This window comes from Undibacterium sp. YM2, assembly GCF_009937975.1.
Taxonomy (GTDB): Bacteria; Pseudomonadota; Gammaproteobacteria; order Burkholderiales; family Burkholderiaceae_D; genus Undibacterium.
In genome coordinates this window covers 959,943-986,238 of record NZ_AP018441.1, presented here as the reverse complement: position 1 = coordinate 986,238, position 26,296 = coordinate 959,943, and the positions used below count along the sequence as shown (strand labels likewise).

Annotated in this window: 30 protein-coding genes and 1 pseudogene; 11 read left to right on the top strand and 20 right to left on the bottom strand. The window is 51.5% G+C overall.

The window, feature by feature from the left end:
* The first annotated feature begins 154 nt into the window (after window positions 1-154).
* Complete coding sequence (locus UNDYM_RS31015; RefSeq protein WP_162039965.1) at window positions 155-760, top strand: patatin-like phospholipase family protein; 606 nt, start codon at window positions 155-157, stop codon at window positions 758-760.
* A complete protein-coding gene (locus UNDYM_RS04530) occupies window positions 760-2,409 on the top strand; it encodes a patatin-like phospholipase family protein (protein ID WP_162039964.1) in 1,650 nt (549 codons plus the stop codon). Before UNDYM_RS31015 ends, UNDYM_RS04530 begins: the two co-directional genes overlap by 1 nt.
* Here the strand turns inward: UNDYM_RS04530 and UNDYM_RS04525 are convergent.
* Window positions 2,382-3,179: a helix-turn-helix transcriptional regulator gene (locus tag UNDYM_RS04525; RefSeq protein ID WP_162039963.1), complete on the bottom strand. Its 798-nt coding sequence runs from the start codon at window positions 3,177-3,179 to the stop codon at window positions 2,382-2,384. The two genes, UNDYM_RS04530 and UNDYM_RS04525, sit on opposite strands and share 28 nt — an antisense overlap.
* A 241-nt stretch (window positions 3,180-3,420) precedes the next feature.
* Between UNDYM_RS04525 and UNDYM_RS04520 the strand changes: the two genes are divergently transcribed.
* Entirely contained in the window at window positions 3,421-3,639 is a 219-nt protein-coding gene (locus tag UNDYM_RS04520; protein WP_162039962.1) for a hypothetical protein, read from the top strand.
* Between the two features lie 45 nt (window positions 3,640-3,684).
* On the opposite strand, the gene UNDYM_RS04515 is transcribed toward UNDYM_RS04520, so the two are convergent.
* The 4 genes and pseudogenes from UNDYM_RS04515 to ugpB all read right to left on the bottom strand — a co-directional run bounded on the left by UNDYM_RS04515 (window position 3,685) and on the right by ugpB (window position 8,048).
* Window positions 3,685-4,761: a sn-glycerol-3-phosphate import ATP-binding protein UgpC gene (locus UNDYM_RS04515; RefSeq protein ID WP_162039961.1), complete on the bottom strand. Its 1,077-nt coding sequence runs from the start codon at window positions 4,759-4,761 to the stop codon at window positions 3,685-3,687.
* A 13-nt stretch (window positions 4,762-4,774) separates the two neighbouring features.
* Window positions 4,775-5,626 (bottom strand): sn-glycerol-3-phosphate ABC transporter permease UgpE, encoded by an 852-nt coding sequence (gene ugpE / locus UNDYM_RS04510; RefSeq protein ID WP_162039960.1) that lies wholly within the window; start codon window positions 5,624-5,626, stop codon window positions 4,775-4,777.
* Window positions 5,627-5,628: 2 nt separating this feature from the next.
* Window positions 5,629-6,509, bottom strand: a pseudogene (ugpA, locus tag UNDYM_RS04505) (sn-glycerol-3-phosphate ABC transporter permease UgpA).
* A gap of 225 nt (window positions 6,510-6,734) precedes the next feature.
* Window positions 6,735-8,048, bottom strand: a complete 1,314-nt coding sequence (gene ugpB, locus UNDYM_RS04500; RefSeq protein WP_162039959.1) for a sn-glycerol-3-phosphate ABC transporter substrate-binding protein UgpB — start codon at window positions 8,046-8,048, stop codon at window positions 6,735-6,737.
* A gap of 195 nt (window positions 8,049-8,243) precedes the next feature.
* Here ugpB and ubiA point away from each other — a divergent pair, with 195 nt between their 5' ends.
* The 4 genes from ubiA (at window position 8,244) to UNDYM_RS04480 (ending at window position 10,296) form a co-directional block, all read left to right on the top strand.
* Entirely contained in the window at window positions 8,244-9,110 is an 867-nt protein-coding gene (ubiA, locus tag UNDYM_RS04495; protein ID WP_174244923.1) for a 4-hydroxybenzoate octaprenyltransferase, read from the top strand.
* Between the two features lie 130 nt (window positions 9,111-9,240).
* Window positions 9,241-9,552, top strand: a complete 312-nt coding sequence (locus UNDYM_RS04490; protein WP_162039958.1) for a YqjD family protein — start codon at window positions 9,241-9,243, stop codon at window positions 9,550-9,552.
* A gap of 15 nt (window positions 9,553-9,567) precedes the next feature.
* The gene (locus UNDYM_RS04485; protein WP_162039957.1) at window positions 9,568-9,957 is read left to right on the top strand and encodes a phage holin family protein; all 390 of its coding nucleotides are present in this window, start codon (window positions 9,568-9,570) and stop codon (window positions 9,955-9,957) included.
* A gap of 3 nt (window positions 9,958-9,960) precedes the next feature.
* Window positions 9,961-10,296 carry a YqjK family protein gene (locus UNDYM_RS04480; RefSeq protein ID WP_162039956.1) on the top strand — a complete coding sequence of 112 codons (336 nt, stop codon included), beginning with the start codon at window positions 9,961-9,963 and terminating at the stop codon, window positions 10,294-10,296.
* Between the two features lie 19 nt (window positions 10,297-10,315).
* On the opposite strand, the gene proC is transcribed toward UNDYM_RS04480, so the two are convergent.
* Both proC and UNDYM_RS04470 read right to left on the bottom strand, forming a co-directional pair.
* A complete protein-coding gene (gene proC, locus UNDYM_RS04475; protein WP_162039955.1) occupies window positions 10,316-11,140 on the bottom strand; it encodes a pyrroline-5-carboxylate reductase in 825 nt (274 codons plus the stop codon).
* Entirely contained in the window at window positions 11,130-11,834 is a 705-nt protein-coding gene (locus UNDYM_RS04470; RefSeq protein WP_162039954.1) for a YggS family pyridoxal phosphate-dependent enzyme, read from the bottom strand. Before UNDYM_RS04470 ends, proC begins: the two co-directional genes overlap by 11 nt.
* Before the next feature lie 134 nt (window positions 11,835-11,968).
* Between UNDYM_RS04470 and UNDYM_RS04465 the strand changes: the two genes are divergently transcribed.
* Genes UNDYM_RS04465 through UNDYM_RS04455 form a run of 3 tightly spaced genes read left to right on the top strand, consistent with a single transcriptional unit; the run spans window position 11,969 to window position 14,647 of the window.
* Window positions 11,969-13,012 carry a type IV pilus twitching motility protein PilT gene (locus UNDYM_RS04465; RefSeq protein WP_162039953.1) on the top strand — a complete coding sequence of 348 codons (1,044 nt, stop codon included), beginning with the start codon at window positions 11,969-11,971 and terminating at the stop codon, window positions 13,010-13,012.
* A 19-nt stretch (window positions 13,013-13,031) separates the two neighbouring features.
* A complete protein-coding gene (locus UNDYM_RS04460; RefSeq protein ID WP_162039952.1) occupies window positions 13,032-14,168 on the top strand; it encodes a PilT/PilU family type 4a pilus ATPase in 1,137 nt (378 codons plus the stop codon).
* The gene (locus UNDYM_RS04455) at window positions 14,165-14,647 is read left to right on the top strand and encodes a glutathione peroxidase (RefSeq protein ID WP_162039951.1); all 483 of its coding nucleotides are present in this window, start codon (window positions 14,165-14,167) and stop codon (window positions 14,645-14,647) included. Before UNDYM_RS04460 ends, UNDYM_RS04455 begins: the two co-directional genes overlap by 4 nt.
* Before the next feature lie 56 nt (window positions 14,648-14,703).
* Here UNDYM_RS04455 and glcF read toward each other — a convergent pair whose 3' ends face one another.
* The 10 genes from glcF to rplM all read right to left on the bottom strand — a co-directional run bounded on the left by glcF (window position 14,704) and on the right by rplM (window position 23,058).
* Entirely contained in the window at window positions 14,704-15,954 is a 1,251-nt protein-coding gene (gene glcF, locus UNDYM_RS04450; RefSeq protein ID WP_162039950.1) for a glycolate oxidase subunit GlcF, read from the bottom strand.
* 3 nt (window positions 15,955-15,957) lie between these two features.
* Window positions 15,958-17,022 (bottom strand): glycolate oxidase subunit GlcE, encoded by a 1,065-nt coding sequence (gene glcE / locus UNDYM_RS04445; protein ID WP_162039949.1) that lies wholly within the window; start codon window positions 17,020-17,022, stop codon window positions 15,958-15,960.
* 31 nt (window positions 17,023-17,053) lie between these two features.
* Window positions 17,054-18,532, bottom strand: a complete 1,479-nt coding sequence (locus UNDYM_RS04440; RefSeq protein WP_162039948.1) for an FAD-linked oxidase C-terminal domain-containing protein — start codon at window positions 18,530-18,532, stop codon at window positions 17,054-17,056.
* A gap of 192 nt (window positions 18,533-18,724) precedes the next feature.
* Window positions 18,725-19,213: an ankyrin repeat domain-containing protein gene (locus UNDYM_RS04435; protein ID WP_162039947.1), complete on the bottom strand. Its 489-nt coding sequence runs from the start codon at window positions 19,211-19,213 to the stop codon at window positions 18,725-18,727.
* Between the two features lie 182 nt (window positions 19,214-19,395).
* Window positions 19,396-19,746 carry an iron-sulfur cluster insertion protein ErpA gene (gene erpA / locus UNDYM_RS04430; protein WP_110255173.1) on the bottom strand — a complete coding sequence of 117 codons (351 nt, stop codon included), beginning with the start codon at window positions 19,744-19,746 and terminating at the stop codon, window positions 19,396-19,398.
* 48 nt (window positions 19,747-19,794) lie between these two features.
* On the bottom strand, window positions 19,795-20,184 hold the full coding sequence (locus tag UNDYM_RS04425; RefSeq protein WP_110255174.1) for a polymer-forming cytoskeletal protein: 390 nt from the start codon (window positions 20,182-20,184) through the stop codon (window positions 19,795-19,797).
* A 101-nt stretch (window positions 20,185-20,285) separates the two neighbouring features.
* Window positions 20,286-21,011, bottom strand: coding sequence for a DUF6776 family protein (locus UNDYM_RS04420; protein WP_162039946.1), 726 nt, complete (start codon window positions 21,009-21,011; stop codon window positions 20,286-20,288).
* A 10-nt stretch (window positions 21,012-21,021) separates the two neighbouring features.
* Window positions 21,022-22,059 (bottom strand): N-acetyl-gamma-glutamyl-phosphate reductase, encoded by a 1,038-nt coding sequence (argC, locus tag UNDYM_RS04415; protein ID WP_162039945.1) that lies wholly within the window; start codon window positions 22,057-22,059, stop codon window positions 21,022-21,024.
* Between the two features lie 168 nt (window positions 22,060-22,227).
* Window positions 22,228-22,620, bottom strand: a complete 393-nt coding sequence (gene rpsI, locus UNDYM_RS04410) for a 30S ribosomal protein S9 (RefSeq protein ID WP_162039944.1) — start codon at window positions 22,618-22,620, stop codon at window positions 22,228-22,230.
* Between the two features lie 9 nt (window positions 22,621-22,629).
* Window positions 22,630-23,058, bottom strand: coding sequence for a 50S ribosomal protein L13 (gene rplM, locus UNDYM_RS04405; RefSeq protein WP_110255178.1), 429 nt, complete (start codon window positions 23,056-23,058; stop codon window positions 22,630-22,632).
* Between the two features lie 443 nt (window positions 23,059-23,501).
* Here rplM and UNDYM_RS04400 point away from each other — a divergent pair, with 443 nt between their 5' ends.
* A complete protein-coding gene (locus UNDYM_RS04400) occupies window positions 23,502-23,957 on the top strand; it encodes an OsmC family protein (protein ID WP_162039943.1) in 456 nt (151 codons plus the stop codon).
* On the opposite strand, the gene UNDYM_RS04395 is transcribed toward UNDYM_RS04400, so the two are convergent.
* Genes UNDYM_RS04395 through UNDYM_RS04385 form a run of 3 tightly spaced genes read right to left on the bottom strand, consistent with a single transcriptional unit; the run spans window position 23,942 to window position 26,169 of the window.
* The gene (locus UNDYM_RS04395; RefSeq protein WP_304941426.1) at window positions 23,942-24,721 is read right to left on the bottom strand and encodes a BPSS1780 family membrane protein; all 780 of its coding nucleotides are present in this window, start codon (window positions 24,719-24,721) and stop codon (window positions 23,942-23,944) included. The two genes, UNDYM_RS04400 and UNDYM_RS04395, sit on opposite strands and share 16 nt — an antisense overlap.
* Window positions 24,718-25,683, bottom strand: coding sequence for a homoserine kinase (locus UNDYM_RS04390; RefSeq protein WP_162039941.1), 966 nt, complete (start codon window positions 25,681-25,683; stop codon window positions 24,718-24,720). Before UNDYM_RS04390 ends, UNDYM_RS04395 begins: the two co-directional genes overlap by 4 nt.
* 42 nt (window positions 25,684-25,725) lie before the next feature.
* Window positions 25,726-26,169, bottom strand: a complete 444-nt coding sequence (locus UNDYM_RS04385; protein WP_197740977.1) for a hypothetical protein — start codon at window positions 26,167-26,169, stop codon at window positions 25,726-25,728.
* Window positions 26,170-26,296 lie beyond the last annotated feature (127 nt).

The following is a 26,296-nucleotide window of genomic DNA, read 5'->3' as shown; positions in this document are numbered from 1 at the left end:
AGCCAAACAATCAAACCAGAAACTCTGAATTAGCAAGCTGCCCATCATCGGACAAGGCGATACGTATATACTGCGGTCTTTTGCGAAACATGCTGGTGATTGCGGTCTGTAACAACAGACCCGCACACCACATTTCTACAGAAAGCTTCAGCTCATGTCATTGTCCCGAGTCCTGTTGGCCATTGCCTGCCTGGCAGCCAGCTTGTTTACATTTGACAGCCAGGCGCAAGTCAATGGCGAAGTTCCAAACGCCAGCCCTGCGGCCAATATACAAACGACGCGTCCCAAAGTCGCCCTGGTGCTGTCCGGTGGCGGTGCGCGTGGCTTTGCCCATATAGGCGTATTGCGCGCCTTGCGCAAAATGCGTGTGCCTGTGGATATGGTGGTTGGCACCAGCATAGGTGCCGTCGTTGGTGGTGCCTATGCTGCCGGGCGCTCAGCCGATGAACTGGAGCAAATCGTCAAGGACACTGACTGGGACAGCGTGCTGGCCGACCGTCCCGCCCGTTATGACCTGGATTTCCGCCGCAAGGAAGAAGACCTGATGCTGCCTTCGCGAATAGAATTTGCGGTGACCAAGTCTGGCGTATTTTTGCCACCGGCAGCTGCCGGCAATGCCGCCCTGGAAAATGCCCTGACACGCCTGATGCCTGAAGGCATGCGTGACCAGCCAGTCAACCAGCTGGCCCTGCCTTTCTTGTCGGTTGCCTCTGATTTGCTGACTGGCGAGATGGTGGAATTGAATGACACCCCCTGCTGATGACCATGCGTGCCTCGCTGGCCCTGCCAGGTGTGTTTGCGCCTGTGCGTATCAAACAGAAGCTGGTTGTCGATGGTGGACTGGTCAGCAATTTGCCCGTAGAACTGGCACGTGCCATGGGTGCGGACATCATCATTGCCGTGAATGTCGGTACGCCACTGGCGAAGGAGCATGAACTCAATAGTGCCATCGACGTCACCAAGCAGATGCTGCAGATTTTGACTGAGCAAAACGTGCAGCGCTCTATCAAGGACTTGCGCAAATCTGATGTGCTGATCGCGCCGGAATTATCAGGTACCAGCTTTCTTGATTTTGGACTGTATCAACAGACCATCAAGGCAGGTGAAATCGCCACCAATAAAATGGCGGCACAACTAAGTGCCTTGCGCGTGCCGGATGAGCAATATGCCGTCTTTGAATACCAGCGCTCGAACGCGGGGCAAACTGCCAGAAATACTGCCGATAAACTGCCACTCGCAAAGATAGAGGTGGAGGGGCCGCGCTATATCAACCCCCAGGCCTTGATCGCGCAAACGGGTTTGAAAGAGGGTCAGGTCTTGTCACAAGAACAGATCAGGCAAGCATCGGGCAAGCTGTATGGGCGCGGTGATATCGATAATATAGAAACCGTCATCAGCGATGAAGATGGTAAACGCAATGTGCTGATCAAGCCGTCAGAGTCCAATTCCAGCCGCAACCGCTTGCGGGTAGGTCTTGAGCTGACCAGTGATTTTGCAGATGAAAACCGCTTTGGCCTGAGCGTCTTGCATATCGCATCCTCACTCAATAGTTATGGTGCAGAATTACGCACCTTTGCCCGCATAGGCAGCCAGCGCGAGTTGGGCTCGCAGTTCTGGCAACCTCTGGCTTCTGGCTCACCCTGGTATGTGGCCCCTTCGCTTGAATACAATGGCAGCAGCCTGGATTTGTATCAAGAGGGGCGCAAGGCCTTGCGCGTAGGCGTGCGTGGCACCCAGGGCACCCTGGTTTTTGGACGACAACTGGATAACTGGGGCACCATAGAAGCGGGGGTCAGCCGTGGTTTTGGCAAAGTCGATATTTTATTGCCCGCCGTTGCCAACCAGGACAGCCTGCGCTATTACAGCACCACGCGCTTCTTGCGCTTCCGTCTGGATACCCTGGATTCGCTGGCCAACCCCAGCCGGGGTTATCTGGTCACCTCCTCCTGGGAACAAACACCTGCGCAAAATCCCGGTGAGCGTTCACAGGCACAATCGCAAATCGATGCTTTGTCAGCCTTCCGGCTTGGGGATTGGGCCGGGCATTTATATGGAGAATGGAGCCGTTCAGAGCGTGGTGGTGCACCTAACCCGCTCGGCGGTTTCTTGCGTCTGTCAGGCACGGCGAACAACTCACTTGCTGGTGACGCTACAGCTTTTGGCCGCTTCGTCATAGCGCGTAAAATCGGTTCTTTGCCAACCACCATAGGCGGTGCGATACGGACAGGGTTCTCGCTGGAAGCGGGCAATTCTTATGGCAATGACCAGGCACTACGCCTTAGTTCCCTCAAGCAGGCAGCCAGCGCCTTTGTCTCTGTTGAAACGCGTTTTGGTCCGCTGTTCTTTGGTGCCGGGGCAACGCGCGGCAATGGCTCTTCGCTTTATCTTTTCCTTGGGCCTATCTGGTGAATCTGATGCGTCAGTCCTTTGACTGGCGCTGCAGTCTCAGGACGGCGCAGTGCCGTAAAGGCAGAGAATTCCCAGGAACGGAAGCCCACCAGCAATGTAAAGCCATCGCGCTCTTCTGGTCTCAGGCGGCGGTCGTCCTGATGCAGACGTGCCAGCTCGGCAGCGAGTTGCTGTATCTTTTGCACCATCTCCATCGCGCTATGCGATGACACACGGGCTGGTACAAAGAGCAAGGTCTCGCCCTGTCCGGCAAAGCTGCCATCAAAATAATCACCAACGACAACATCGCGGAAATACTGTTGCACTGGCCCGTCAGGACGCCAGTGGAAAGCTGGCGACACTTTCAGGCGATACCGGTTAAGGGGCCGCAATTCTATGACTTCAAGTTTATCGAGTGCGATCAGGTGCAGGACACATTCAGCCTCTGACAAATGATAGGTTTCTATGATTTGTTCCAGCGTCCAATGCCCAAGGCAACAAATCGCTACCAGCAATAATTTGGGGTCGGCCATCAACGATTGTTCTTGCGTCAGGCTCAGGGTATCGGCATGCGGCGTGACATCGGCGGCCTGGCGCAAGACATCTTCCATGGCGATGCCTGAGGCCTTGCAGATTTCTGCCAGGCGCGACAGGCTCATGTCCTTTTGTCCGAACATGCGCTTCATGCTGGACTCACTCATGCCTATACGGTCTGCCAGCATTTTGTAAGTCACGCCTGCGGCCCGCAATTCTGAGCGCAAGACTTTCAAGACCAATTCGGGAGAACTCATGAAGGCTTCCTGACTAAATGTAAAATTTCGCAAATAGTACCGCAATTCAGTACCAAACAGATTAATTAACTATTCTTCCTGCAATTTTCTGGTACGTTTTTTTAATTATTGCGACACTTCGACCTGCAAAAGCGGCATGAAGTTCAATAGCAAGCGTCTCAAGATTGAAATTCGCTGCCCATGCAAATATTCAAGCTTCAGTCCAAAGGGGTCAGGAATGCAAACAGGAAGTGATGCCAGTATGAACAGCAGCAGACGTGAAACCATACGCAGGTATGCAATAGCCACGCTGCTAACGTTCGCGGTGTTTGGGCTGGGTTATATTTGCGGGCAAAAAAGCGAACAGCAAACGCCAGCCATCAGCAAAGCCAATGGGCTCAATAGCGCACCCAGCCGCGCCAGTGTACGTTCAGATTTTTTAAAACAACAGCAAAAGCGCAAAGCGGCGCTGATTGTCTGATCGACTGCCTGATCCTGAAATTGGTTTGCTCCCTGTTTCAAACGCTCAAATGCGTTTGGTGGTAACAGGATCAAACCAGTGCACGACATCTGCAGCAAAACCTGCTGTCGTACGCTGACCTGCCTCTACTACCGTGCCCGCAGGCGTACGTATGACCACGGGTTCACCACCGCAAAGACCATGCACCAGCAAATCTGCCCCCAGCGACTCTACCAGTTGTACTTCCAGTGGCAGGCCAGGCATGCCTACGAACAAATGTTCTGGACGCACACCCAGTACCAGCTCACGGTTGGCGACGCGCTCTGCTTCGCTCTGTACCAGCGGCAGTGACACCAGCGTCTGGCCTATCTGCATCTGCCTGCCGCTCTCAGTCAGTTTGCCACGCAAGAGATTCATTGGTGGTGAACCGATGAAACTGGCGACGAAAGTCGTGGCCGGTGTCGCATACACTTCTGCCGGCGTACCTATCTGTTCGGCCACGCCACCATTCATGACTATCATGCGCTGGCCCAGGGTCATGGCCTCGACCTGGTCATGCGTGACATACAGACTGGTGGTGCCCAGTGCCTTGTGCAGGCGCTGGATTTCCAGGCGCATCTGCACCCGCAGTTTGGCATCCAGGTTTGACAACGGTTCATCAAATAAAAAAACTGCCGGTTCACGGACGATGGCGCGGCCCATGGCTACGCGCTGGCGCTGGCCGCCAGAGAGTTGGCGCGGAGTCCTGTCCAGTAATGCCCCCAGCTCCAGTATCTGCGCCGCTTTTTGTACACTGGTTTCAATATCGGCTTTGGAAAAGCCGCGTATCTTCAAACCATAGGCCATGTTCTGATACACGCTCATGTGCGGGTACAGCGCATAGTTCTGGAACACCATGGCGATATCCCTGTCCTTGGGTTCCAGATTATTGACCACCCTGTCGCCAATGACGATATCGCCAGAAGTAATTTCTTCCAGCCCTGCGACCATGCGCAACAGCGTCGATTTACCGCAGCCAGAAGGGCCCACCATGACAATGAATTCACCATGATTGATATCCATGGAAATACCATGGATGACAGCAACGGCCTTATCGCCCTTGCCGTAAGTTTTGGTGACGTTTTTAAAATGTAGTTGTGCCATAAGTTATTTTTATTTATTTTTCTGAATCCACTAAACCCTTAACAAACCACTTCTGCATGACGACCACCACCAGCCCAGGTGGCAGCATCGCCAGCAGCAGGGTCGCCATCACCATATTCCATTCGACTGCGGCATCACCGCCAGCAATCATGCGCTTGATGCCCACACCTATCGGGTACATATTCTGCTCTGTTGAGACCAGCAAAGGCCACAAGTATTGGTTCCAGCCATAGATGAACATGATGACAAACAGGGCAATCACATTGGTGCGCGACAGCGGCCACAGTATGTCCTTGAAGAAGCGCAAGGGGCCTGCACCGTCTATGCGGGCGGCTTCTGCCAGTTCATCTGGAACTGTCAAAAAAAACTGCCTGAATAGAAAGGTCGCAGTCGCCGAGGCGATCAGTGGCACCGTCAACCCGGCGTAGCTGTTGAGCATGGACAAGTCAGATACCACTTTATAAGTCGGGCTGATACGCACTTCGACAGGCAGCATCAGAGTCACAAAAATCATCCAGAAAAACAGTGTGCGGCCAGGAAAGCGAAAATACACCAGCGCAAAGGCAGACAACATGGAAATCGAAATCTTACCGATCGCGATCATCAGTGCAGACACCAGGCTGACCCACATCATGCGCCCTACCGGGTTGGTAGCGACGTTACCCGATGTACCACTGCCCAGCACTGCCTGCAGGTTGACCCAGAGCTGATCACCCGGGATCAGGGACATAGGTGCCATTGCTGATTGTTCTGCCGTCTGGGTAGCGGCAACAAAAGCGACATAGATGGGAAATGCCACCAGGCTGACACCAAGTATCAGGATAAAGTGGCTGAACATGCCCAGAAAAGGCCGACGCTCTATCATGCTTAATACTGCACTTTCTTTTCTATGTATTTGAACTGCAGCACAGTCAGGACAATGACGATCGTCATCAATATGACGGACTGCGCAGCGGCACTGCCAAGATCGCCCCCCTTGAAACCATCATTGAAAACTTTGAAAACCAGGATCTCGGTATCCTTGCCAGGGCCGCCCTGGGTTGTTGCTTCGACTATCGCGAAGGTATCAAAGAAGGCATAGACGATATTCACCACCAGCAAGAAAAAAGTAGTCGGCGTCAACAGCGGGAAAACAATGGTAAAGAAGCGTTTCCACGGCCCGGCACCATCTATCGCTGCCGCTTCTATCAGCGACTTGGGTATGGATTGCAAACCCGCGAGGAAGAATAAAAAGTTATAGCTGATCTGCTTCCAGACCGCAGCCAGGACAATCAATATCATGGCGTGGCGGCCATTCAAGAGATTATTCCATTCAATGCCAACATGGCGCAGAGCATGGGCAACGATACCGAGCGTAGGATTGAGCAAGAACATCCACAACACGCCCACTACCACAGGCGACACTGCATACGGCCAGATCAGCATGGTCTTGTAGATGGAGCTGCCACGGACTACCCTGTCAGCAAATACCGCCATCAGCAAAGACAGGCTCAGCCCCAGCAAAGCCACCAGGCTGGAAAACAGTGCCGTGGTCTTGAATGCCGCCAGATAAGTTTCATCAGCAAACAGGGTCTTGAAATTATCAAACCAGACAAACTGGGTAGATATGCCAAAGGCGTCCTGCAACAGGACGGATTGATACAGGGCCTGCACTGCAGGCCAGAAAAAAACAGCACTGTCACCAATAGCTGCGGCAAGAGCAACAGATAAGGCAACCAGGCCGAACGAAACCGCGCACGCTTTTCCAAAAAAACCTCATTGAATAACTTTAAAACCGAAAAGCTCACCACAGAGGCACAGAGGGAGCACAGAGGAAAAACAAAGACAATGCGCTTCTTTGCTCGCTTTGCTTTTCTTCTGGTTTTCTCTGTGGTGCAGCAGGGGTTTCATGTGGCATGCCACATGCCTGCGTAACGAGCCGCTCTTGCAAGAGCGGCTTCCCTCCTCTGTTTTGAGAGGTCTTGATCTTGACTTTACTTATTCGCTTTTTCGAAACGATCCAGCAATTCGTTGCCACGCAAAACAGCATTATCCAGTGCGGCCTTGGCGGATTTTTTGCCGCTCCAGACAGCCTCCAGCTCTTCATCCATAATGGTGCGTATCTGGACAAAACTGCCCAGGCGTATGCCACGGGATTTGTCTGTGGTCTTGACGATCATCTGTTGAACGGCGACGCCCGGGCCCGGTGTTTTTTCATAGAAGCCAGACTTCTTGGTCATCTCATAAGCGGCGTTGGTGATCGGCAAGTAGCCGGTTTCCTGATGCCATTTGGCCTGTACTTCCGGTTGCGAGAGGAATTTGTAAAACTTGGCGACACCCTTGTATTCTTCGGGCTTCTTGCCATTCATGCTCCATAGCGAAGCACCACCTATAATGGTGTTTTGCGGCGCGCCTTTGACGTCAGAATAATAGGGCAATGGGGCAACGGCAAATTTGAACTTGGCATTCTTGGCGACATTGCCATAAGCAGAGCTTGACGACGTCAGCATGCCGCATTCACCGGAATAGAATTTCGCTTCCGGCTCATTTTTGCGACCGGCATAGGTGAAGTAACCTTGCTTGGCCCAGTTTTCCAGGTTTTCTATATGGCGTACATGCAGGGGGCTATTAAAGGTCAGACGCGCATCAAGACCGCCAAAGCCGTTGCCCTTGGAGGCGAACTCGACATTATGCCATGCTGAAAAACTTTCCAGGTGCACCCAGGTTTGCCAGCCTGTGGTGTAGGCACATTTTTCGCCGCTGGCTTTGAGGCGGGCAGCAGCAGCAACGACTTCTTGCCATGTTGATGGCGCCTTGTTGGGGTCCATGCCTGCTTTGGCGAACATGTCCTTGTTATAGTAAAACACCGTGGTTGAACTATTGAAAGGAAAGGACAGCATTTCCCCCTTGGGTGAGGTGTAGTAACCCGCTACGGCAGGCACATAGCCAGAGGTATCAAATTTCTCGCCTGCGACCTTCATGACTTCAGATACTGGCTTGACTGCGCCCTTGGCATACATCATGGTCGCCGTGCCGACTTCAAACACTTGCAGGATATGCGGCGCATTACCGGCACGGAAGGCCGCAATACCTGCGGCCAGGGCTTCGTCGTAACTGCCTTTGTAGACAGCCGTGACCTTGTATTCATTCTGGCTTTTATTGAATTGCTCAGCCAGCGCGGTGACGCGGTCACCCAGTGCCCCTGTCATGGAATGCCACCAGCTTATTTCAGTCACCGCGTGGGCAGAGCCAGCCAGGCTCATCAATACAGCAGCACTGGCCCAGGCCAGCTTGGTTTGCAGTTTCATATTAGTCCCGGAAAACCTATAGTAATTTATAGTAATTATGTAAATTTGCTGCAATATCATGACGTGCAAATGACATGATGTACTCAGGCTTTCAGGCAAGCTCTGAATGTGGCAAATCGTTAAGATATCACTCTGCACCACTCCGTGTATAGATAACACTTATAATTCTGCCATGCGCAACAACAAAGCTGAATCATGAATTTCTTGCTGACTCGCCTGGGCTGGTATATCAAACTGGTCAGGCTGCACAAACCCATAGGCATACTCTTATTACTCTGGCCTACGCTGGCGGCGCTGTGGATAGCATCGGATGGCAAGCCCGACTGGCAACTGGTCGTGATTTTCAGCCTGGGCACGGCTTTGATGCGCTCTGCTGGCTGCGCAATCAATGATTATGCAGACCGCGACTTTGACCTCCATGTCAAACGCACGGCAGAGCGGCCACTTACCAGTGGCAAGATATCTGGCAAAGAAGCCGTCGGCGTTGCCGTAGTGCTGGCGCTGATTTCTTTTTGCCTGATCCTGCCCCTGAATACACTGACCAAACAGTTGTCTGTCGTGGCGGTCGTCGTGGCGGGCAGCTACCCGTATTTCAAGCGCTTCTTTGCCATTCCTCAGGCTTATCTGGGCATAGCCTTTGGCTTTGGCATACCCATGGCTTTTGCTGCTGTGCAAAATACCGTGCCTATGGCAGCCTGGATTTTGCTACTGGCAAATGTATTCTGGGCGGTTGCCTATGACACCGAATATGCGATGGTAGACAGGGATGACGACTTGAAGATAGGCATCAAGACTTCTGCCATCACCTTTGGCAGCTATGATGTGTTTGCCGTCATGCTATGTTATGCCCTCAGCTTCGTGCTGATAGCGCTGACAGGCTGGCAATTTGGCCTGCGTACCTGGTTCCTGGCTGGCATGGGAGTCGCCGTAGGATTTTCGCTCTACCACTACACCCTCATACGTGAGCGTGAACGCATGGCCTGCTTTGCGGCTTTTATCAATAATAACTGGCTGGGTGCAGCAATCTTTGCTGGTATTGCCATTGACTATGCAGTAAAGTAAGCTGACAGATTGCCAATTTCTTAATTAGCTGCCTTGAACCAGATTTAAGCGTGGTCTTGTTATATCGCAAAGTAGCCATACTTAATCCGCATAAGCTGTAAATTATTTCACCAACCTGAAGGGATGAATCATGAGCACAGTAGATGAACATAAAGAACAATTGATGAATGACTTGCATCTGGTTATCCGCGATGCAGAAGAGCTCTTGAAAAATACCGAGCAGCAAGGCAGCGAAGGCTTCAAGTCTGCCAAGGCCAAATTTGAAAAAACCCTGAGAAATGCCAAGGCAGAAGTTGAGCGCATTGAAGATATCGTCGTCACACGCACAAAAGAAGCCGCCAAAGCCACTGACGTCTATGTCAAGGAAAACCCATGGCAATCTGCAGGTATTGCAGCCGGTGTGGGCTTGCTGGTTGGCTTGCTGATTGGCCGTAGCAGATAAGCGCAGCAAAAATCAATGGCTATCAGCGATTCGCTGGGACAACTTGCTGCGACACTGAGCAGTATGGTTCGTACCCGCCTGGAACTGGCTGCGGTTGAGCTGGAAGAAGAGCTTGCGCATTTTTCTTCCAGCCTGATATGGTCATTGACCGCATTGTTTTTTGCCTGCATTGCCATCATGCTGGCAATACTGACCGTGGTAGCCGTGTTTTGGGATACGACTTATCGCTATACGGTATTGCTGGCTTTAATTACCGTATTTGGTCTGCTGGCTGTGGGAATCGCCTTACACTTGCGCAAACAGTTCCGTGACAAACCCGGCTTGTTATTCCATAGCCTGGCTGAACTGAAAAAAGATGCTTCTGTCTTCAATCGTAGCAATGATAATCAAAAGGATCAGGGCTAGACCATGGGCAAGCGTCAGGAAAGACTGGCCTTACGGCGTCAGGCTTTATTATTGAAGATACAGGCAGAACGTAGCCTGATGACTATGCATTGCCAGGAATTAAAAGAATCCATGGGAATGGCAGGAGTAGCCACAGGCTTGCTTGGCAAAGCTGGTCAAATCGTCCGCCAGCGCCCGCTGCTCGGCGGTCTGGCTGTTGCAGCCGTACTGATATTCAAACCCAGGCGTATATTTTCTTTTGCCAGGTCAGCGATACTGGGCTGGGAAACCTGGCGCGGTGTTGCCAATATACTGCAACGCGTGCGTGCAGATGTCAGTAACTCTGGCAAATCATCTTAGCGCCCCTCTCCCTTCCTCATTACACTAGCCCGAATTCATCTCCCAATTCTTTACCCCTCGCTGCCGCAGCCTTGACTGCATTGACGATAGCCTGTTTGACACCGGCATTTTCCATACTTGTCAAAGCGGCATAGGTAGTACCGCCCTTGGATGTCACGCGCTCACGTAAAACACTGACCGGCTCTGTCGCTTGCAAGGCAAGTTGCGCCGCGCCAGTAAAAGTCGTCATTGCCAGTTGCAGGCCCTGCTCAGGACTCAGGCCCAGCTCTGTCGCGGCCTGCTGCATGGCTTCAATAAAATAAAACACATAGGCCGGGCCACTGCCGGATACTGCCGTAACAGCATCCAGCAAACTTTCATCGTCCAGCCAGGTTGTTGCACCCACTGCCTGCATAATGTGTTCGGCCATTTGTTTTTGCTCTGCACTGACAGCAGCCAGGGCGAACAGTCCAGTCATGCCCTGGCCTATCAGCGCCGGGGTATTGGGCATGGTACGCACAATTTTTTCATAGCCGCTCAGCCAGCGTGCGATATCGGTTGCACGTATGCCAGCGGCGATGGAGATCAGTAATTGCTTATCTATATATGGTGCCAGGCCTTGCACCACTTCACGCAATTGCTGCGGTTTGACAGCCAGGATAATCGCATCCATCTGTGCCAGCCTGGCATCGGCAGCCAGTGCTGTGCTGACACCAAAATCGCTGCTCAATTTATCGAGAGAAGACTGATTGAGGTCGATGACATGAATATGTTCAGCCGTCGTCAAATTCTTGAGCAAGCCACCGATCAGGGCATTTGCCATGTTGCCGCCACCTATGAAGGCGATTTTCATCTTATTTTGCATAGTTCCGGTTTCCAAAAATAGCTGTTCCTATCCTGAGCATAGTGCTGCCTTCTGCGATGGCTGCGTGCATGTCGCCACTCATACCCATGGACAAGGTATCCAGGGCAATGCCTGCGGCTTGTATGCTGTCACTCAATTGTTTCAACTGGCGAAATGCCTGCCTTTGCACCTGTTCATCATCGCTGGCTTCTGGCACGGCCATCAAGCCGCGCAAGTGCAAGCCTGGCAGCAACACGATTTTTTGCGCCAGGGCCAAAGCTTCATCTGGCAAAACACCACTTTTGCTTGCCTCACCACTAATATTAACTTGCAGACAAATATTCAATGCTGGCATCTCTGCCGGCCTTTGTTCCGACAGCCGCTGGGCGATTTTTTCCCTGTCGACTGAATGTACCCAGGCAAAATGCTCGGCAATGGGGCGGGTCTTATTACTTTGTATGGGGCCGATAAAATGCCATTCGAGCTGAAGTTGCGGCTTTTTTGCCTTTACTTCCTGTATCTTCTCCAAAGCCTCCTGCAGGTAATTTTCACCAAAACTATGCTGTCCAGCCTCAGCCGCATCTATGACGGCATCAGCAGGAAAGGTCTTGGAAACGGCCAGCAGGCGTAGTTGTTGCGGATCGCGCCCGCTGGCGAGGGCAGCAGCGCGGATATCCGCACTTACGGCTTGCAAGTTGTCAGAAATTGAGGACATAATCAGTAACCAAAAATCTATCTAATTCGTTGTGGACTTCTGGTAAAACTCCCCTCCACAGCTTAATATTGCTTTTATCTTGCTTTAGAGCAGCTTACCCACAATCAGCAACGACTTCATTACCGGAATTATAAATGGACATTTCAGAACTGCTGGCGTTCTCCGTCAAGAACAATGCCTCCGACTTACACTTATCCTCCGGCTTGCCGCCCATGATACGGGTACATGGCGACGTCAGGCGCATTAATTTGCCCCCTCTGGAGCATAAAGATGTCCATGAGTTGATCTATGACATCATGAATGACTCGCAGCGCAAAGCCTATGAAGACACGCTGGAGTGCGACTTCTCGTTCTCCATCCCTGGTCTGGCACGTTTCCGCGTGAATGCGTTTAACCAGGAACGTGGCGCCGCAGCTGTCATGCGTACCATTCCGTCCAAGATTTTGTCGCTGGAACAGTTGAATGCGCCCAAAATCTTTGCTGAGTTGTCACTAAAACCGCGTGGCCTGGTCCTGGTGACCGGCCCTACCGGTTCGGGCAAATCCACAACACTGGCAGGCATGGTGAATCACCTCAATGAAAATGAGTATGGCCACATCCTGACGGTTGAAGACCCGATAGAATTTGTCCATGAATCCAAGAAATGCCTGATCAACCAGCGTGAAGTCGGCCCGCATACGATGTCTTTCAACAACGCGCTGCGCTCTGCCCTGCGTGAAGATCCTGATGCCATCCTGGTCGGTGAGTTGCGTGATCTGGAAACCATACGTCTGGCACTGACTGCTGCTGAAACCGGTCACTTGGTATTCGGCACCCTGCATACTTCATCTGCCGCCAAGACTATCGACCGTATTGTTGACGTATTCCCGGCGGAAGAAAAAGAGATGGTGCGTTCGATGTTGTCAGAATCCCTGCAAGCGGTCATCTCGCAAACCCTGCTGAAAACCAAGGATGGCTCTGGCCGTGTGGCAGCGCATGAAATCATGCTGGGTACACCAGCGATACGCAACCTGATCCGCGAAGCCAAGATTGCGCAGATGTATTCGTCGATACAAACCGGTAGTAACCTGGGCATGCAGACACTGGATCAAAATCTGACTGATCTGGTACGCCGCAATGTCATCTCGGTGGCGACTGCACGTGGTGCAGCCAAAACACCAGACAATTTCCCAGGCTAAGAGATCAAAGGATAAGAACATGGAACGCGATCAGGCCACCAAATTCATGAATGATTTGCTGAGACTCATGCTCAGCAAAAACGGTTCAGACTTGTTTATTACTGCAGACTTCCCGCCTGCCTTCAAGATAGACGGGCGGGTAACGCCAGTGTCGAACCAACCTTTGTCCCCTGCCCATACTGTCGATCTGGCCCGTTCTATCATGAACGACAAGCAGTCTTCAGAATTTGAGTCGACCAAGGAATGTAATTTCGCGATCAGCCCTGCTGGACTCGGGCGCTTCCGCGTCTCGGCCTTCATGCAGCAAGGCCGCGTTGGCCTGGTCTTGCGGACAATCACCACGGCCATTCCCAAACTCGAAGACCTGGGGCTGCCAGAAAACCTCAAAGAAATCGCCATGACCAAGCGCGGTCTGGTCATCATGGTAGGTGCTACCGGTTCAGGTAAATCCACCTCGCTGGCGGCCATGCTGGGGTACAGAAACGCAAACAGCTACGGGCACATCATCACGATCGAAGACCCGATAGAATATGTGCACCCGCACATGAATTGCATCATCACCCAGCGTGAGATCGGCATTGATACTGACGACTGGGGCGCGGCGCTGAAAAACTCCCTGCGTCAGGCGCCAGACGTTATCCAGATCGGTGAGATTCGTGACCGCGAAACCATGGACTTTGCCGTTGCCTTTGCAGAAACCGGCCATCTTTGCCTGGCCACCCTGCATGCGAATAGTTCCAACCAGGCACTAGACCGTATCATCAACTTCTTCCCTGAAGAGCGCCGTGCCCAGTTGCTGATGGATTTGTCCCTGAACTTGAAGGCGGTTATTTCCCAGCGCCTGGTACCGCTGAAGGGCCGCAAAGGCCGGGCTGCTGCCGTGGAAATCATGCTCAATACGCCGCTGGTGTCTGACCTGATTTTCAAAGGTGCGGTACATGAAATCAAAGAGATCATGAAAAAATCCCGTGAACTCGGTATGCAAACCTTCGATCAGTCTTTGTTTGATCTGCATGAAGCAGACCAGATCACGTATGAAGATGCGCTGCGCAATGCCGACTCTGTCAATGAGCTGCGCCTGGCCATCATGTTGAAAGGCAAAGATGCCAAGGACCGTGACCTCAGTGCTGGCACCAAACATCTGGGCATCGTATGAGCACGCTGGATTTCCAAGCCAATAGCCTGCAAGGCACACCCGTCGATCTGAAGCAATATGCAGGCAAGGTCTTGCTGATCGTGAATACCGCCAGCAATTGCGGTTTCACGCCACAGTACAAAGGCCTGGAAGCGATCTACCAGCAATTCAAGGACAAGGGTGTCGAAGTACTCGGCTTCCCCTGTAACCAGTTTGGTCATCAGGAACCGGGCTCTGCCGGTGAAATCGGCTCTTTTTGCGAAAAAAATTATGGTGTGACCTTCCCGCTGTTCGACAAGATAGACGTCAATGGCGACAAGGCCCACCCCTTGTTCCAGCACCTCAAAAGCCAGGCACCTGGCTTGCTGGGTAGCCAGTCCATCAAATGGAATTTCACCAAGTTCCTGGTCAAGAAAGATGGCACGGTATTCAAGCGCTATGCGCCACAAACTGCACCCAAGGATTTGCTGGATGATATAGAAAAGCTGCTGGCGGAATAAACAAAAAGAGCAATCGAGTGATTGCTCTTTTTTTTCATGAGACGCTCAGAATACTTTTAAGTAATTGCAGCTTCACTAGGAGTTGCCTGCATCAACTCATCAATCAGCTCTACCCAGTGCCTGACAGGTGTTTCTGTTCCCGACTGTAAATGCGTGAGGCAACCTATATTCGCTGACAAGATCATCTCCGCATCTGTTGCCTCCAGATTGCGTAATTTGTTATCGCGCAACTGATACGAGAGCTTGGGTTGAAGGACAGAATAAGTACCGGCTGAGCCGCAACATAAATGGCTATCGGCACACAGCTTCACATCGAAACCAATCGCTGTCAACAGGCCTTCTACTTTGCCACGTATCTGCTGACCATGCTGCAGGGTGCAGGGTGGATGCCAGGCTATGCGCTTGCTCAGTTTGCCTTGCAGGCGCTGAACCAGTTGCGGCTGGAATTCCGGCAAAATCTCACTGAGATCTCTCGTCAATGCCGAGATTTTTGCTGCTTTCACTGCATAGACTTCGTCATGCGCCAGCAGATGTCCGTACTCTTTTACGGTGGCACCGCAGCCAGACGCTGTCATGACAATGGCTTCTGCACCAGCCTCTACATAAGGCCACCAGGCGTCGATATTCTGGCGCATATCATTGAGGCCATCTTCATGCTCATTCAGGTGATAGCGTATGGCGCCGCAACAGCCAGCCTTGGGAGCAATCTGCAATTGTACGCCCATGGCATCCAGCACCCTGGCGGTGGCAGCATTGATATTCGGCGACATCGCGGGTTGCACGCAACCATCGAGCAAGAGCATCTTGCGGGCGTGTTCAGTTTGCGGCCATTGCCCTGCATCTTGCGCTACCGGTACTTTATTCTGTAAAGTCTTGGGCAAGACTGCGCGCAGGCTTTGCCCCAGCTTCATCGCTGGGTTGAATATCCATTTGCGTGGCAACACTGCTTTGAGAGCGGCGCGATTCAGTTTTTGGAACAGCGGACGGCCCACCTGTTTTTCGACTACCTGACGGCCTATATCGACCAGGCGACCATATTGCACGCCGGATGGGCAGGTGGTTTCGCAATTACGGCATGTCAGGCAGCGGTCCAGATGCTGCTGGGTTTTGACTGTGGCAGGCTTGCCTTCCAGTACCTGCTTGATGAGGTAGATGCGGCCACGCGGGCCATCGAGCTCATCACCGAGCAATTGATAAGTCGGGCAAGTGGCTGTACAAAATCCGCAGTGCACACACTTGCGCAAGATATCTTCAGCCTCTTTGCCTTCGCGTGTGTCTTTGATGAAATCAGCGAGATTGGTTTGCATTGTTTACCAGCCTTTGTACATGCGACCGGGGTTGAATATACCGGCGGGATCAAAAGTATTCTTCAGGCGTCTGTGTATTTTTTCCACGGGCGCAGACAAGGGGGCAAACACACCTATGCTCTTGTCACCACCACGGAACAAACTTGCATGGCCACTGGCAGCCAGTGCCGCCAAGCGTATCAGTTCTGGTTTTTCTGTGCTGTAAAGCCAGCGCTGCGCTCCGCCCCATTCGATCATGGATTTGCCGGTCAGCTTCAAGGCTGGGCTGGTAGATGGTAGCGACAAACGCCATAAGCCGTGCTCTTCTTCCTGCTGGAAAAAATCCAGGGTCTGTTCGCGCAAAGCCGTCCAGAAAACCGTGGCATCCTGCATTTCTTCACCACCCAGCCTGGCCTTGGCGGCACGCACTGCGGCCTCTGCGCCGGACAAACGTAACATCAGGCGGCCTACATGCCAGCAACTGGCCGAGATAGGCAAGGCCTGCCCTGCCCACTGATTCAAACGCGTCAGCGCATCTGCTTCTGACAAGGCGAACACCAGCGTAGTTTCTGCAAATGGTTTGGGCAAAACCTTGATGGAAATATCCAGCAGCAAACCCAGGCAGCCCATGGAGCCCGTCAGTAAGCGCGAGACATCATAGCCTGCGACATTTTTCATGACCTGACCACCAAATTCCAGTATTTGCCCTTGGCCATTCATAAGGCTGACACCGAGTACAAAATCACGCACGCCACCGACAGCAGGCCGCCGTGGGCCAGACAAGCCTGCTGCGACGACACCGCCTATGGTGGCGGTAGCACCAAAGTGCGGTGGCTCGAATGCCAGCATCTGGTTTTGTGCTGCCAGGGCAGTTTCTATTTCTGACAGCGGCGTGCCACTGCGGGCTGTCAGTACCAGTTCTGTCGGGTCATACGCCAGGATGCCGCTGTAGGCACGGGTATCCAGTACCTCACCCTGCACTTCCTGTCCATACCAGTGCTTGCTGCCACCGCCCTGTATCTGCAGCGCGGTGCCACTGGCACTTGCTGCCACTATGCGTTCACGAAAATTGTCTAGCGTCGTTTGCATGCCATCGTCCAATTAAGTCTAGCCTCTGTCTTTAAAAACGCGGCAAATCAGGGAATTTCAATACGCCTTTTTTCACATGCATGCGACCGTATTCGGCGCAGCGGTGCAAGGTAGGTATGGCTTTATCCGGATTCAGCAAGGCCGCAGGATCAAAAGCCCGCTTCAGGGCGAGGAATGCAGTAATCTCTTCGCTGGAAAACTGCACACACATGGAATTGATTTTTTCTATGCCCACGCCATGCTCACCGGTGATGGTGCCACCGACCTTGACGCACAGCTCCAGTATCTCGGCGCCAAATTCTTCGGCCCTATGAAACTCACCTTCTTTATTCGCATCAAATAAAATCAGCGGGTGCAGGTTGCCATCGCCTGCATGAAAGACATTGGCGCAACGCAGGCCATATTTTTCTTCCATGGCGGCGATGCCGATCAGGACTTGCGCCAGATGCTTGCGCGGTATCGTGCCATCCATGCAGTAATAATCGGGGGAGATGCGACCCGCCGCGGGGAAAGCATTCTTACGACCAGACCAGAAACGCAGGCGTTCTGCTTCGGTAGTGGACACGGCCAGTGCGGTGGCACCCGCCTGCTCCAGTACGGCACTCATGCGGGCAATTTCTTCTTCAACTTCTTCTATGGTACCGTCTGATTCACAGAGCAAAATGGCCTCGGCATCGGTGTCATAGCCTGCCTGCACAAAGGGTTCGACCATGCGTGAAGAGGTCTTGTCCATCATCTCCAGCCCGGCGGGGATAATACCTGCGGCTATCACGCTGGCGACCGCATTGCCACCTTTGACGACATCATCAAACGAGGCCATGATGACGCGTGCTGTTTGCGGCTTGGGAATAAGTTTAACGGTCACTTCTGTGACGACACCGAGCATGCCTTCAGAACCTATGAACACGGCCAGCAAATCCAGGCCAGGCGCATCGAGTGAGGCACCGCCCAGCTCTATGACTTCGCCTTCCATGGTGACGGCACGTACGGCCATGACATTGTGCACAGTAAGACCATATTTGAGGCAATGCACACCACCAGAATTTTCTGCCACATTGCCGCCTATGGTGCAGGCTATCTGTGAAGAGGGGTCGGGTGCGTAATACAAGCCGTGGGCGGCTACCGCTTCAGAAATCGCCAGGTTACGCACGCCAGGTTGCACGACCGCAGTGCGCGCATAGGCATCGACCTTGATGATTTTATTGAGTTTGGCTGTTGACAGCACCAGGCCATCAGCAATCGGCATGGCACCGCCAGACAAACCAGTGCCAGCACCACGCGGCACGATGGCAATTTGCTTTTCGCGGCAGATATTGATGATGCTGATGACCTGGCTTTCATTCTCTGGCAGGGTCACCACCATGGGCAACTGGCGGTAGGCAGCCAGACCGTCGCATTCATAAGGACGGGTATCTTCTTCATCATACAAAATGCAATGCGCAGGCAATTGCTGACGCAATGCGCGCACAAGGTCTTGCTGGCGTGAAGATATGGCTAGGGATGCTTCCATGCTGGCTCCTGTTTATTCAAGGAGTGTAATCAGCTTTAATGCTCTTGTGATGAATTGTTCTGAGAAATTGCCGCAAATACTTTTCATTATTCCTTGCGGAAGTGCAGTATGCAACAGTCTGTCAGACAGGCTGCTTCGCAGGGCGAGATATTGCCTGCCAAGTCGATAATAAGAATCACTTGGAAGGCTTACTTATTTAGCTCCGGCTCTCACCAGAACTTCAATCATTTTCTTGTTGGTTTTTGCTGCATCTTTTGCAGTGGACAAAGGCGTATCCCCATTAGGTGCGGTGGCATTCACATCAGCTTTTTTACTGATGAGCAGTTGCACTGTTTCCAGCTTATCCGCCATCACAGCACAGAATAAGGGGGTATGTCCGTCACCATTGGTAGATTCTATGCTGGCGCCGGCCTTTAGCAATGCCAGGATAATGTCGTTGCTACCCTTCAATGCAGCCTGAGTCATGAAGGTGGGCGCCGCCCGACTGTCTTCCTGCAAGTCCAGCCTGATCTTGTCTTTGATGAGTTTCTCTACGGCAGCGGCGTCATTACCATCAATCGCCTTGAGCATGGCGTTGTACTGGCGGCGTTCTGATTTGCTCAACTCGCCTTCGCCTGCATGTACGGCCATCGTCATCGTGAGTAAGATGGATACCAGGATAAATGCCAGTTTATTTTTCATGTCGAACCGCCTTGCCAAATTAATTAAAATGCCAGAGGGCAGAATCTTACATGAAATCATTTAATAAGCAGTTTATTAAGAATCTATAAACTGTAACAATTAGTTCTGACTTTACTCCAAGATCAGGCTTGCAAAAGACAAAAGGACGCCTAAGCGTCCTTTTTCAGGCAAATCAACGAGGATTATGCTGAGAACGAAGAGCCGCAACCACAAGTGGTTGTTGCATTTGGGTTCTTGATAACAAATTGTGCGCCTTCGAGGTCGTCCTTGTAATCGATTTCTGCGCCAACCAGGTATTGGTAGCTCATGGAATCGATCAGCAAATGGACGCCATTCTTGGTCATGGTCGTATCATCTTCATTGGTGATTTCATCAAATGTGAAACCGTACTGGAAACCTGAGCAACCGCCGCCTTGTACAAAGACACGCAATTTCAGGTCAGGATTACCCTCTTCTTCAATCAGCTGGGCTACTTTAGCAGCGGCGCTTTCAGTGAAAACAATGGGTGCGGGCATTTCGGCAACAGCGTTCATAATTACTCCTTCAGACTATTTACCATCATTATAGACCCGCACGGAAATCTATGCATTGTTCGCTGCGAGTTTCAGGACAGGTTCTTGCGCCTGGTCATGGCTGAGCTTGCCGGAAACCACGGCACCGCTCAGCATTTCCAGTGTTTTATAGTGTACGTCACCAAATATTTGTGCTTTGGGCTGTAATTCAAGCAATTCTGACGAAAATACCGGGCCATTGATGACGCCATTGACAACGATGTGGGCAGCACGGACTTCACCATCAATTTTTGCCTGCTCAGAGATCACCAGCATGCTGGATGCTTCAAGGTCAGCGACAACATTGCCGCGGATATGACCATCGATGCGCAAACCGCCCTTGAAATGCAAGTCACCTTGTATGACCGTAGTTGCACCGATCAGGCTATCTATGGTGTTTTTTGTTTTTCGGTTAAACATTCTTGCTCCCTTTTGAGGAAATAAGCCAGAACCCGCAGCAGATGAGAAATGCTATTTTTAGCAATTGCAGCAGTTTCTTTGCGTGGTTTATAAATTGACCGCTATAAATTGACCATTTGCTGAGCCCGGGTCTGGCCATTTGCTAACACCTTGGCCTGTACAGCTTTAACCGTAGCTCCCTCTGGCAAGGTGATCGTACCTTCCAGCCTTTGATAATGCCGGAATGATAACTTCAACTTCCCGGCATCGCCCGATTTAGGATCGGGAAACAGCATCGTAGCAGGTTTACCAACTTGTACCAAGTTCAAGCTAAATTGCATTTCGCCAGTGAAATCCCGCCCTGTCTTGCCACCTTGCATGACCAGCGCCCTGTAGCGTAACTGGCCAGGGCTTAGCATTTCCACCTTGAAATTTTGCAGGGAAATCCCTTCTGCGCCTACGGCTGAGGGTGTCAGGCTTTCAAAAAAAGCCAGGTCATCCTTGAGCTTGAGGTTTTCTGTCGTCAGTGCCTTGACCTGGTCGGTCAATTGCTTCTGGGTAGATTTGTCAATATTGACCGTGCTCTCTATGGTATTGGCTGCCAGTGACAGCTTGTCACGCTCGGCAGTCAATTCCTTGATTTTTTCTTTCAGTTCTTCGACCTGGTCAGCACTGATCCTGGAACCAAAAGCAAAGCTCTTGCCGAGGTCATAAGTCCACCAGGCAACGCCGGCAGCAATGCCAATGACGATTCCAGCCATGGCCACTTTAAATGTCCATGGCTTTTCATGCGTAATCGTCATTTTTGGCGCCAGGAAGCGCTTGGGAGTCAGACGTGACTTTGCCATGGCTGCGTGATTACGGCAGCACTGGTACGTGCATCAGGCCGGTATTTTCGGCCAGGCCAAACATCAGATTCATACACTGCACCGCCTGACCGGATGCACCTTTGACCAGGTTATCCTGCACGACCAGTATGACGACGGTATTGCCATTGTTTGGCCTGTGCAAAGCCAGGCGCAACATGTTGGAAGCGCGGGTAGAACGTGTCTCAGGATGCGAGCCGAATGGCAGAACATCAACAAAGACTTCATCCTTGTAGGCGTTTTCAAACAGGGCCTGCAAGTCTTCGTTGCTGATTTCTGTATTCAGGCGCGCATACAGGGTGGAATGCATGCCGCGTATCATAGGCACCAGGTGCGGCGTGAACAGCAAACCTACCTGGTCTTTGCTGATGCGCTGCAATTGTTCTATGGTCTCAGGGGTATGCCTGTGGCCGGATACGCCATAGGCTTTGAAGGTGTCACTGGTCTCAGAGAACAAGAGTCCAAGCTCAGCCTTGCGGCCTGCACCGGAGACGCCGGATTTGCAGTCAGCGATGAGGTTACCGGCATCAATGATGCCTGCCTTCAGCAGCGGTGCAAAACCCAGTTGCATGGTGGTTGGGTAGCAACCAGGATTACCAACTACCCTGGCGGTCTTGATGGCGGCCCGGTTCAGCTCTGGCAAGCCATACACGGCTTCTTCCAGCACATCGGTACAAGTGTGCGGAATGCCATACCATTTTTCAAATTCGGCCACATTCTTCATGCGGAAATCTGCTGCCAGGTCGATGACCTTGACGCCAGCGGCCAGCAATTCAGGTGTCTGTGCCATGGCGACGCCATGCGGGGTGGCGAAGAAGACGACGTCACATTCCTTGAGGTTGGCTTTATCTGGCGCAGAAAAAGCGATATCCACGCGGCCACGCAGGGAAGGATACATTTCAGAAACCGGCAAGCCATCTTCCTTGCGGGAAGTGATTGCCGTGATTTGCGCTTCAGGATGGGTGGCCAATATGCGCAATAATTCTACCCCGGTATATCCCGTGCCACCTACGATGCCAATTTTAATCATATGCTTTCCTTGCAAGAAATTTTGACGCTATTCTAGCAGCATAAGAGTCCATGCCGTCGAGACTGAAAAAACTCGTTACATGCTCCAAAGCAAAAAAGCCGCCCTTGCAGGCGGCTTTCTCTTGTAACAATTGCTGCAATTGCAGCAATTGCTTCCAGCGATAAAAAATTAACGCTTGGAGAATTGTTTTGCGCGACGTGCTTTGCGCAGACCAACTTTTTTACGTTCAACTTCGCGAGCATCACGAGTAACGAAGCCAGCTTTGGACAATTCAGATTTCAAAGTTGCATCGTAGTCGATCAGGGCACGAGTGATACCGTGACGAACAGCACCGGATTGGCCGGATTCGCCACCACCGTGAACGTTAACCATAATGTCGAATGTTTCGAGATTATTAGTCAGTTCCAGAGGTTGACGGATGACCATCAGGCCAGTTTCACGAGAGAAATACTCGTTAGCCGGTTTGCCGTTGACAACGATCTTGCCGCTGCCGGATTTCAGGAATACGCGAGCAACTGCGCTCTTGCGACGGCCAGTTCCGTAGTTGTAATTACCGATCATGGCTAATCCTTAGATGTCGAGTACTTGTGGTTGCTGAGCTGCGTGCGGATGTGTTGCATCTGCATAGACTTTCAGCTTCTTGATCATTGCATAGCCGAGTGGGCCTTTAGGCAACATGCCTTTAACAGCTTTCTCGAGTGCACGACCTGGAAAACGCTCTTGCATTTTCTGGAAATTTGTTTCATAGATACCGCCTGGATAACCAGTGTGACGGTAGTATGTTTTGTTCAGAGCTTTAGTACCAGTCACGCGCAGTTTGCCTGCGTTAACAACAACGATAAAATCGCCTGTGTCTACGTGTGGTGTAAATTCTGGTTTATGTTTGCCGCGTAAACGGAGTGCCACTTCGCTGGCAACACGTCCGAGTACTTTATCTGTCGCGTCAATCACGAACCAGTCGCGCTGAACCTCATGGCCCTTAGCGGAAAAGGTTTTCATGTTGAATCCTAATAAAAGTTAAAAACGCCCTCAAATATTCTGTGTTTTTGGTGGTTCTGCCATCAATTTCAGCAGACTCGTCCTTATCACTTCTCCCTTGGGCGATCAGGGAGTCGGAAATTATAGTATTTTCAAAGACTTAGTGCAAGAACTGTTTAATTTTTGTGCAGTCTTTGCAGGCACTGTGTGGAAATTTTGCAGAAATAGGGCAAAAAAAAACCCGAAGACTGGCTTCGGGTTGAATCCACCAAAGGAGTAGGTGGAGGAGACAATTGCGAGGTTAGTTGACAGACTTGCCATTAACTAACCGATGAGTCAATAATAGGACAAGAAATTGTGCAGTGCAAGGTAATTTACAGTTTTTTGCGCAAAAGTTCACGATTTTGAGCAATAGGCTACAATCTGAGCACGGTATTTTCTATTTCAACGGAGGGGAGTAAAGAATGGAAGCAACAGTACGCTGGACAGGGTCGTCCGGCATGTCTTTTCTGGCAGAAACCGGTTCCGGTCATGCTGTATTAATGGATGGCGCACCTGATGGCGGCGGCCGTAATCTTGCGCCCCGCCCTATGGAAATGGTATTGCTGGGCACAGGTGGCTGCTCGGCTTATGATGTGGTGCTGATTTTGCGCAAGGGCAAGCAAGATATCCGTGGCTGTGACGTCAAGCTGACAGCCGAACGTGCGGAAACCGAACCCAAGGTATTCACCAAGATCAATTTTCACTTCGTCGTGCGTGGCCGTCAGTTGAAAGCCAACCTGGTTGAACGCGCTATCAAGCTGTCACATGAAAAATACTGCTCTGCATCAATCATGCTGGAAAAGACAGCAGAAATGACACATAGCTTTGAGATCATCGAAGACCTGGATCTGCCTTCAGAACATCAGGCAGCAGGCTGATCTCCTGCATCCGGCTTGCCAAAAACATCTGTGTAAGTCGGATAAGAAGAGCAATAAGCGATAACAAAAATAAGAAATGACAATGCCGCAAGCATAAGTGCTGCAACATAAATATCTATTCCTGCAAAAATGAGTGCAAACGGGCTGACCAGTATCATCACACCATACAAGCCAAGGACATAGACAATGAAGGCTTTCCAGGAATGGAGTACGGCAAAGAAACTGTAGAACATGGATTTCATCAGCGACATTCGCTGCCATACCATCAACGGAACGCTGTACCAAAATGCCATCGCAAATGGAATATAAAACAGGACCGAAAAGAAAATGCCCTTGAAAGGAAAAGCTTGCTGCAGCGCATTCGCATCCATAGGTCCGGCGGTTTGCATAATTTTTACGAAGGCCTCGATATCTCCGTCAGCCAGTGCATCAGAAAGTAAGCCCGTTACAAATATGGCCAATATACGAAAGACACCTGACCCCAGCAAAGCCATCCTGTGCTGAGATTTAAAACCAGTGAAAAGCAAGCTGGGCGTTATTCTCTGCTCATTTTCTACCAGCAAACAGGCTTGCATAAGCCCGACTGAAAATACAGGGAACAAAAACAGGCTCAGGAATTGCCCTGCGACAGGAATGAACTTCAGCAATTGAGTCAGCATCATCCATAAGAAAAACAAGCTGATCAACTCTGCGGGCCGTTGACGGAATAGCGCAAAACCCCGGGCCACCCAGGTCCAGCCTGACCTTGCATCTACTGTTTTCATGTATTGACAGGCAATGCTGGCACACGACCCGATTCACGCAGGCGCAAAATGCGTTCAAAATGCGTAGGATCATGCGGGGTCAGCATCTCTGCATCCCTGGGCTGGTAAAAATCATACAGACGCGACAACCAGAAACGCAAAGCCGCTGCACGCAACATGGGTTGCCAGGCAATGCCCTCTTCTTTGGTGAAAGGGCGCACTGCATGGTAAGCGTTCAGCAAGGCCAGCACGCGCGCCTCATCCAGCACGCCGGTGGCGACGTCAATACACCAGTCATTGACGGTTACGGCCACATCAAAAATCCAGGTATCACAACCGGCGAAATAAAAATCAAAGAAACCGGTCAGGCGCTCGCCGTCGAACATCACATTATTGCGGAACAAGTCTGCATGCACGGGGCCCCGTGGCAAGGCACGGTAAATTGGCGTGCTGTCGAAAGCGTCCTGGAAATGAACTTCGGCACGCAACAAGTGCTGCAACTCATCTGTCAGGAAAGGCAAAACCTTGGGTGTGGTCTCATGCCACCAGTCCAGCGAACGCAAATTAGGTTGCTGTATGCTGAAATCCTTACCTGCAATATGCATGCGTGCCAGCATCGCGCCGACTTCCGCACAATGCACTGCCTGCGGCTCCATTTGTGAACTGCCTTCAAGCTTGCTGACAATAGCCGCGGGCTTGCCATGCAAAGCAACTACTAACTCACCCTGATCATTGGCAATAGGTGCGGGCACCAGTACGCCATGATCCGCCAGGTGACGCATGAGTTTCAGATAGAAAGGCAGCTGCTCAAAACTCAGGTTTTCAAATATCGTCAATACAAACTCACCTGCCTCTGTATTGATAAAGAAATTACTGTTTTCTATGCCTGAGGCGATACCTTTGATGCTTAGGGCCTTACCCAAAGGGAATTGCTGCATCCAGAGGCCAAGGTCTTCCAGACTTACCGGTGTAAAAACTGCCATGTCGATTAAAAATGAGAGCTAAGTGAATGCTTACTTAAATGCTTACTTCGATGCTGCAGCACTGGCGGAAGCGGCTGATTTAGCTGGTGCAGGAGCCAGTACATCAGGAGGATTTCCCTCTTTCACTTCTTTTTTGCCACCGAATTCAAGGATGGTCCATTGGGCTGCACGGTTGGCATCGCCCTGTACCGTGCCTTTTGGGGCATTACCTACATCGGTATCTGTCTTGACTGTGTAATTGCTTTTGCCAGACTTGACCTGTACTTCAGTCCCCTTGCCGCCAATGACGCGCTTTTCCGTCACTTTGGTCCTGGGTTCTGGCTTGCTCACTGATACACCTTTGGGATCAGGGACTTCTTCCAGTTTCTCCATCTTCGGTGGGGGTGGCACATCGGCCTTGGAAGGAGCTTGTGCGAAAACGGCCTGTCCTGCAGTAGAAGCCAGCATAAGCGTCAGTAATACCGCGGATTTTTTCGTGATTTTCATGATGAAGCCCGGAAAAGATATATAGGCATTGTAACAAACCCAGCCGTGTCTGACAGGAATATCCCGTCAGACCCCGTACAAAGCGACTGTCAGCGTTCGCCTGCACCCTGAATTACAACGTAGCTCA

Excerpts from the sequence above, each read along its gene's own strand:
- UNDYM_RS31015 (WP_162039965.1), top strand. The coding sequence starts at position 155 with ATGTCATTGTCCCGAGTCCTGTTGGCCATTGCCTGCCTGGCAGCCAGC.
- UNDYM_RS04530 (WP_162039964.1), top strand. The coding sequence starts at position 760 with ATGACCATGCGTGCCTCGCTGGCCCTGCCAGGTGTGTTTGCGCCTGTG.
- UNDYM_RS04525 (WP_162039963.1), bottom strand. The coding sequence starts at position 3,179 with ATGAGTTCTCCCGAATTGGTCTTGAAAGTCTTGCGCTCAGAATTGCGG.
- UNDYM_RS04520 (WP_162039962.1), top strand. The coding sequence starts at position 3,421 with ATGAACAGCAGCAGACGTGAAACCATACGCAGGTATGCAATAGCCACG.
- UNDYM_RS04515 (WP_162039961.1), bottom strand. The coding sequence starts at position 4,761 with ATGGCACAACTACATTTTAAAAACGTCACCAAAACTTACGGCAAGGGC.
- ugpE (WP_162039960.1), bottom strand. The coding sequence starts at position 5,626 with ATGATAGAGCGTCGGCCTTTTCTGGGCATGTTCAGCCACTTTATCCTG.
- ugpB (WP_162039959.1), bottom strand. The coding sequence starts at position 8,048 with ATGAAACTGCAAACCAAGCTGGCCTGGGCCAGTGCTGCTGTATTGATG.
- ubiA (WP_174244923.1), top strand. The coding sequence starts at position 8,244 with ATGAATTTCTTGCTGACTCGCCTGGGCTGGTATATCAAACTGGTCAGG.
- UNDYM_RS04490 (WP_162039958.1), top strand. The coding sequence starts at position 9,241 with ATGAGCACAGTAGATGAACATAAAGAACAATTGATGAATGACTTGCAT.
- UNDYM_RS04485 (WP_162039957.1), top strand. The coding sequence starts at position 9,568 with ATGGCTATCAGCGATTCGCTGGGACAACTTGCTGCGACACTGAGCAGT.
- UNDYM_RS04480 (WP_162039956.1), top strand. The coding sequence starts at position 9,961 with ATGGGCAAGCGTCAGGAAAGACTGGCCTTACGGCGTCAGGCTTTATTA.
- proC (WP_162039955.1), bottom strand. The coding sequence starts at position 11,140 with ATGCAAAATAAGATGAAAATCGCCTTCATAGGTGGCGGCAACATGGCA.
- UNDYM_RS04470 (WP_162039954.1), bottom strand. The coding sequence starts at position 11,834 with ATGTCCTCAATTTCTGACAACTTGCAAGCCGTAAGTGCGGATATCCGC.
- UNDYM_RS04465 (WP_162039953.1), top strand. The coding sequence starts at position 11,969 with ATGGACATTTCAGAACTGCTGGCGTTCTCCGTCAAGAACAATGCCTCC.
- UNDYM_RS04460 (WP_162039952.1), top strand. The coding sequence starts at position 13,032 with ATGGAACGCGATCAGGCCACCAAATTCATGAATGATTTGCTGAGACTC.
- UNDYM_RS04455 (WP_162039951.1), top strand. The coding sequence starts at position 14,165 with ATGAGCACGCTGGATTTCCAAGCCAATAGCCTGCAAGGCACACCCGTC.
- glcF (WP_162039950.1), bottom strand. The coding sequence starts at position 15,954 with ATGCAAACCAATCTCGCTGATTTCATCAAAGACACACGCGAAGGCAAA.
- glcE (WP_162039949.1), bottom strand. The coding sequence starts at position 17,022 with ATGCAAACGACGCTAGACAATTTTCGTGAACGCATAGTGGCAGCAAGT.
- UNDYM_RS04440 (WP_162039948.1), bottom strand. The coding sequence starts at position 18,532 with ATGGAAGCATCCCTAGCCATATCTTCACGCCAGCAAGACCTTGTGCGC.
- UNDYM_RS04435 (WP_162039947.1), bottom strand. The coding sequence starts at position 19,213 with ATGAAAAATAAACTGGCATTTATCCTGGTATCCATCTTACTCACGATG.
- erpA (WP_110255173.1), bottom strand. The coding sequence starts at position 19,746 with ATGAACGCTGTTGCCGAAATGCCCGCACCCATTGTTTTCACTGAAAGC.
- UNDYM_RS04425 (WP_110255174.1), bottom strand. The coding sequence starts at position 20,184 with ATGTTTAACCGAAAAACAAAAAACACCATAGATAGCCTGATCGGTGCA.
- UNDYM_RS04420 (WP_162039946.1), bottom strand. The coding sequence starts at position 21,011 with ATGGCAAAGTCACGTCTGACTCCCAAGCGCTTCCTGGCGCCAAAAATG.
- argC (WP_162039945.1), bottom strand. The coding sequence starts at position 22,059 with ATGATTAAAATTGGCATCGTAGGTGGCACGGGATATACCGGGGTAGAA.
- rpsI (WP_162039944.1), bottom strand. The coding sequence starts at position 22,620 with ATGATCGGTAATTACAACTACGGAACTGGCCGTCGCAAGAGCGCAGTT.
- rplM (WP_110255178.1), bottom strand. The coding sequence starts at position 23,058 with ATGAAAACCTTTTCCGCTAAGGGCCATGAGGTTCAGCGCGACTGGTTC.
- UNDYM_RS04400 (WP_162039943.1), top strand. The coding sequence starts at position 23,502 with ATGGAAGCAACAGTACGCTGGACAGGGTCGTCCGGCATGTCTTTTCTG.
- UNDYM_RS04395 (WP_304941426.1), bottom strand. The coding sequence starts at position 24,721 with ATGAAAACAGTAGATGCAAGGTCAGGCTGGACCTGGGTGGCCCGGGGT.
- UNDYM_RS04390 (WP_162039941.1), bottom strand. The coding sequence starts at position 25,683 with ATGGCAGTTTTTACACCGGTAAGTCTGGAAGACCTTGGCCTCTGGATG.
- UNDYM_RS04385 (WP_197740977.1), bottom strand. The coding sequence starts at position 26,169 with ATGAAAATCACGAAAAAATCCGCGGTATTACTGACGCTTATGCTGGCT.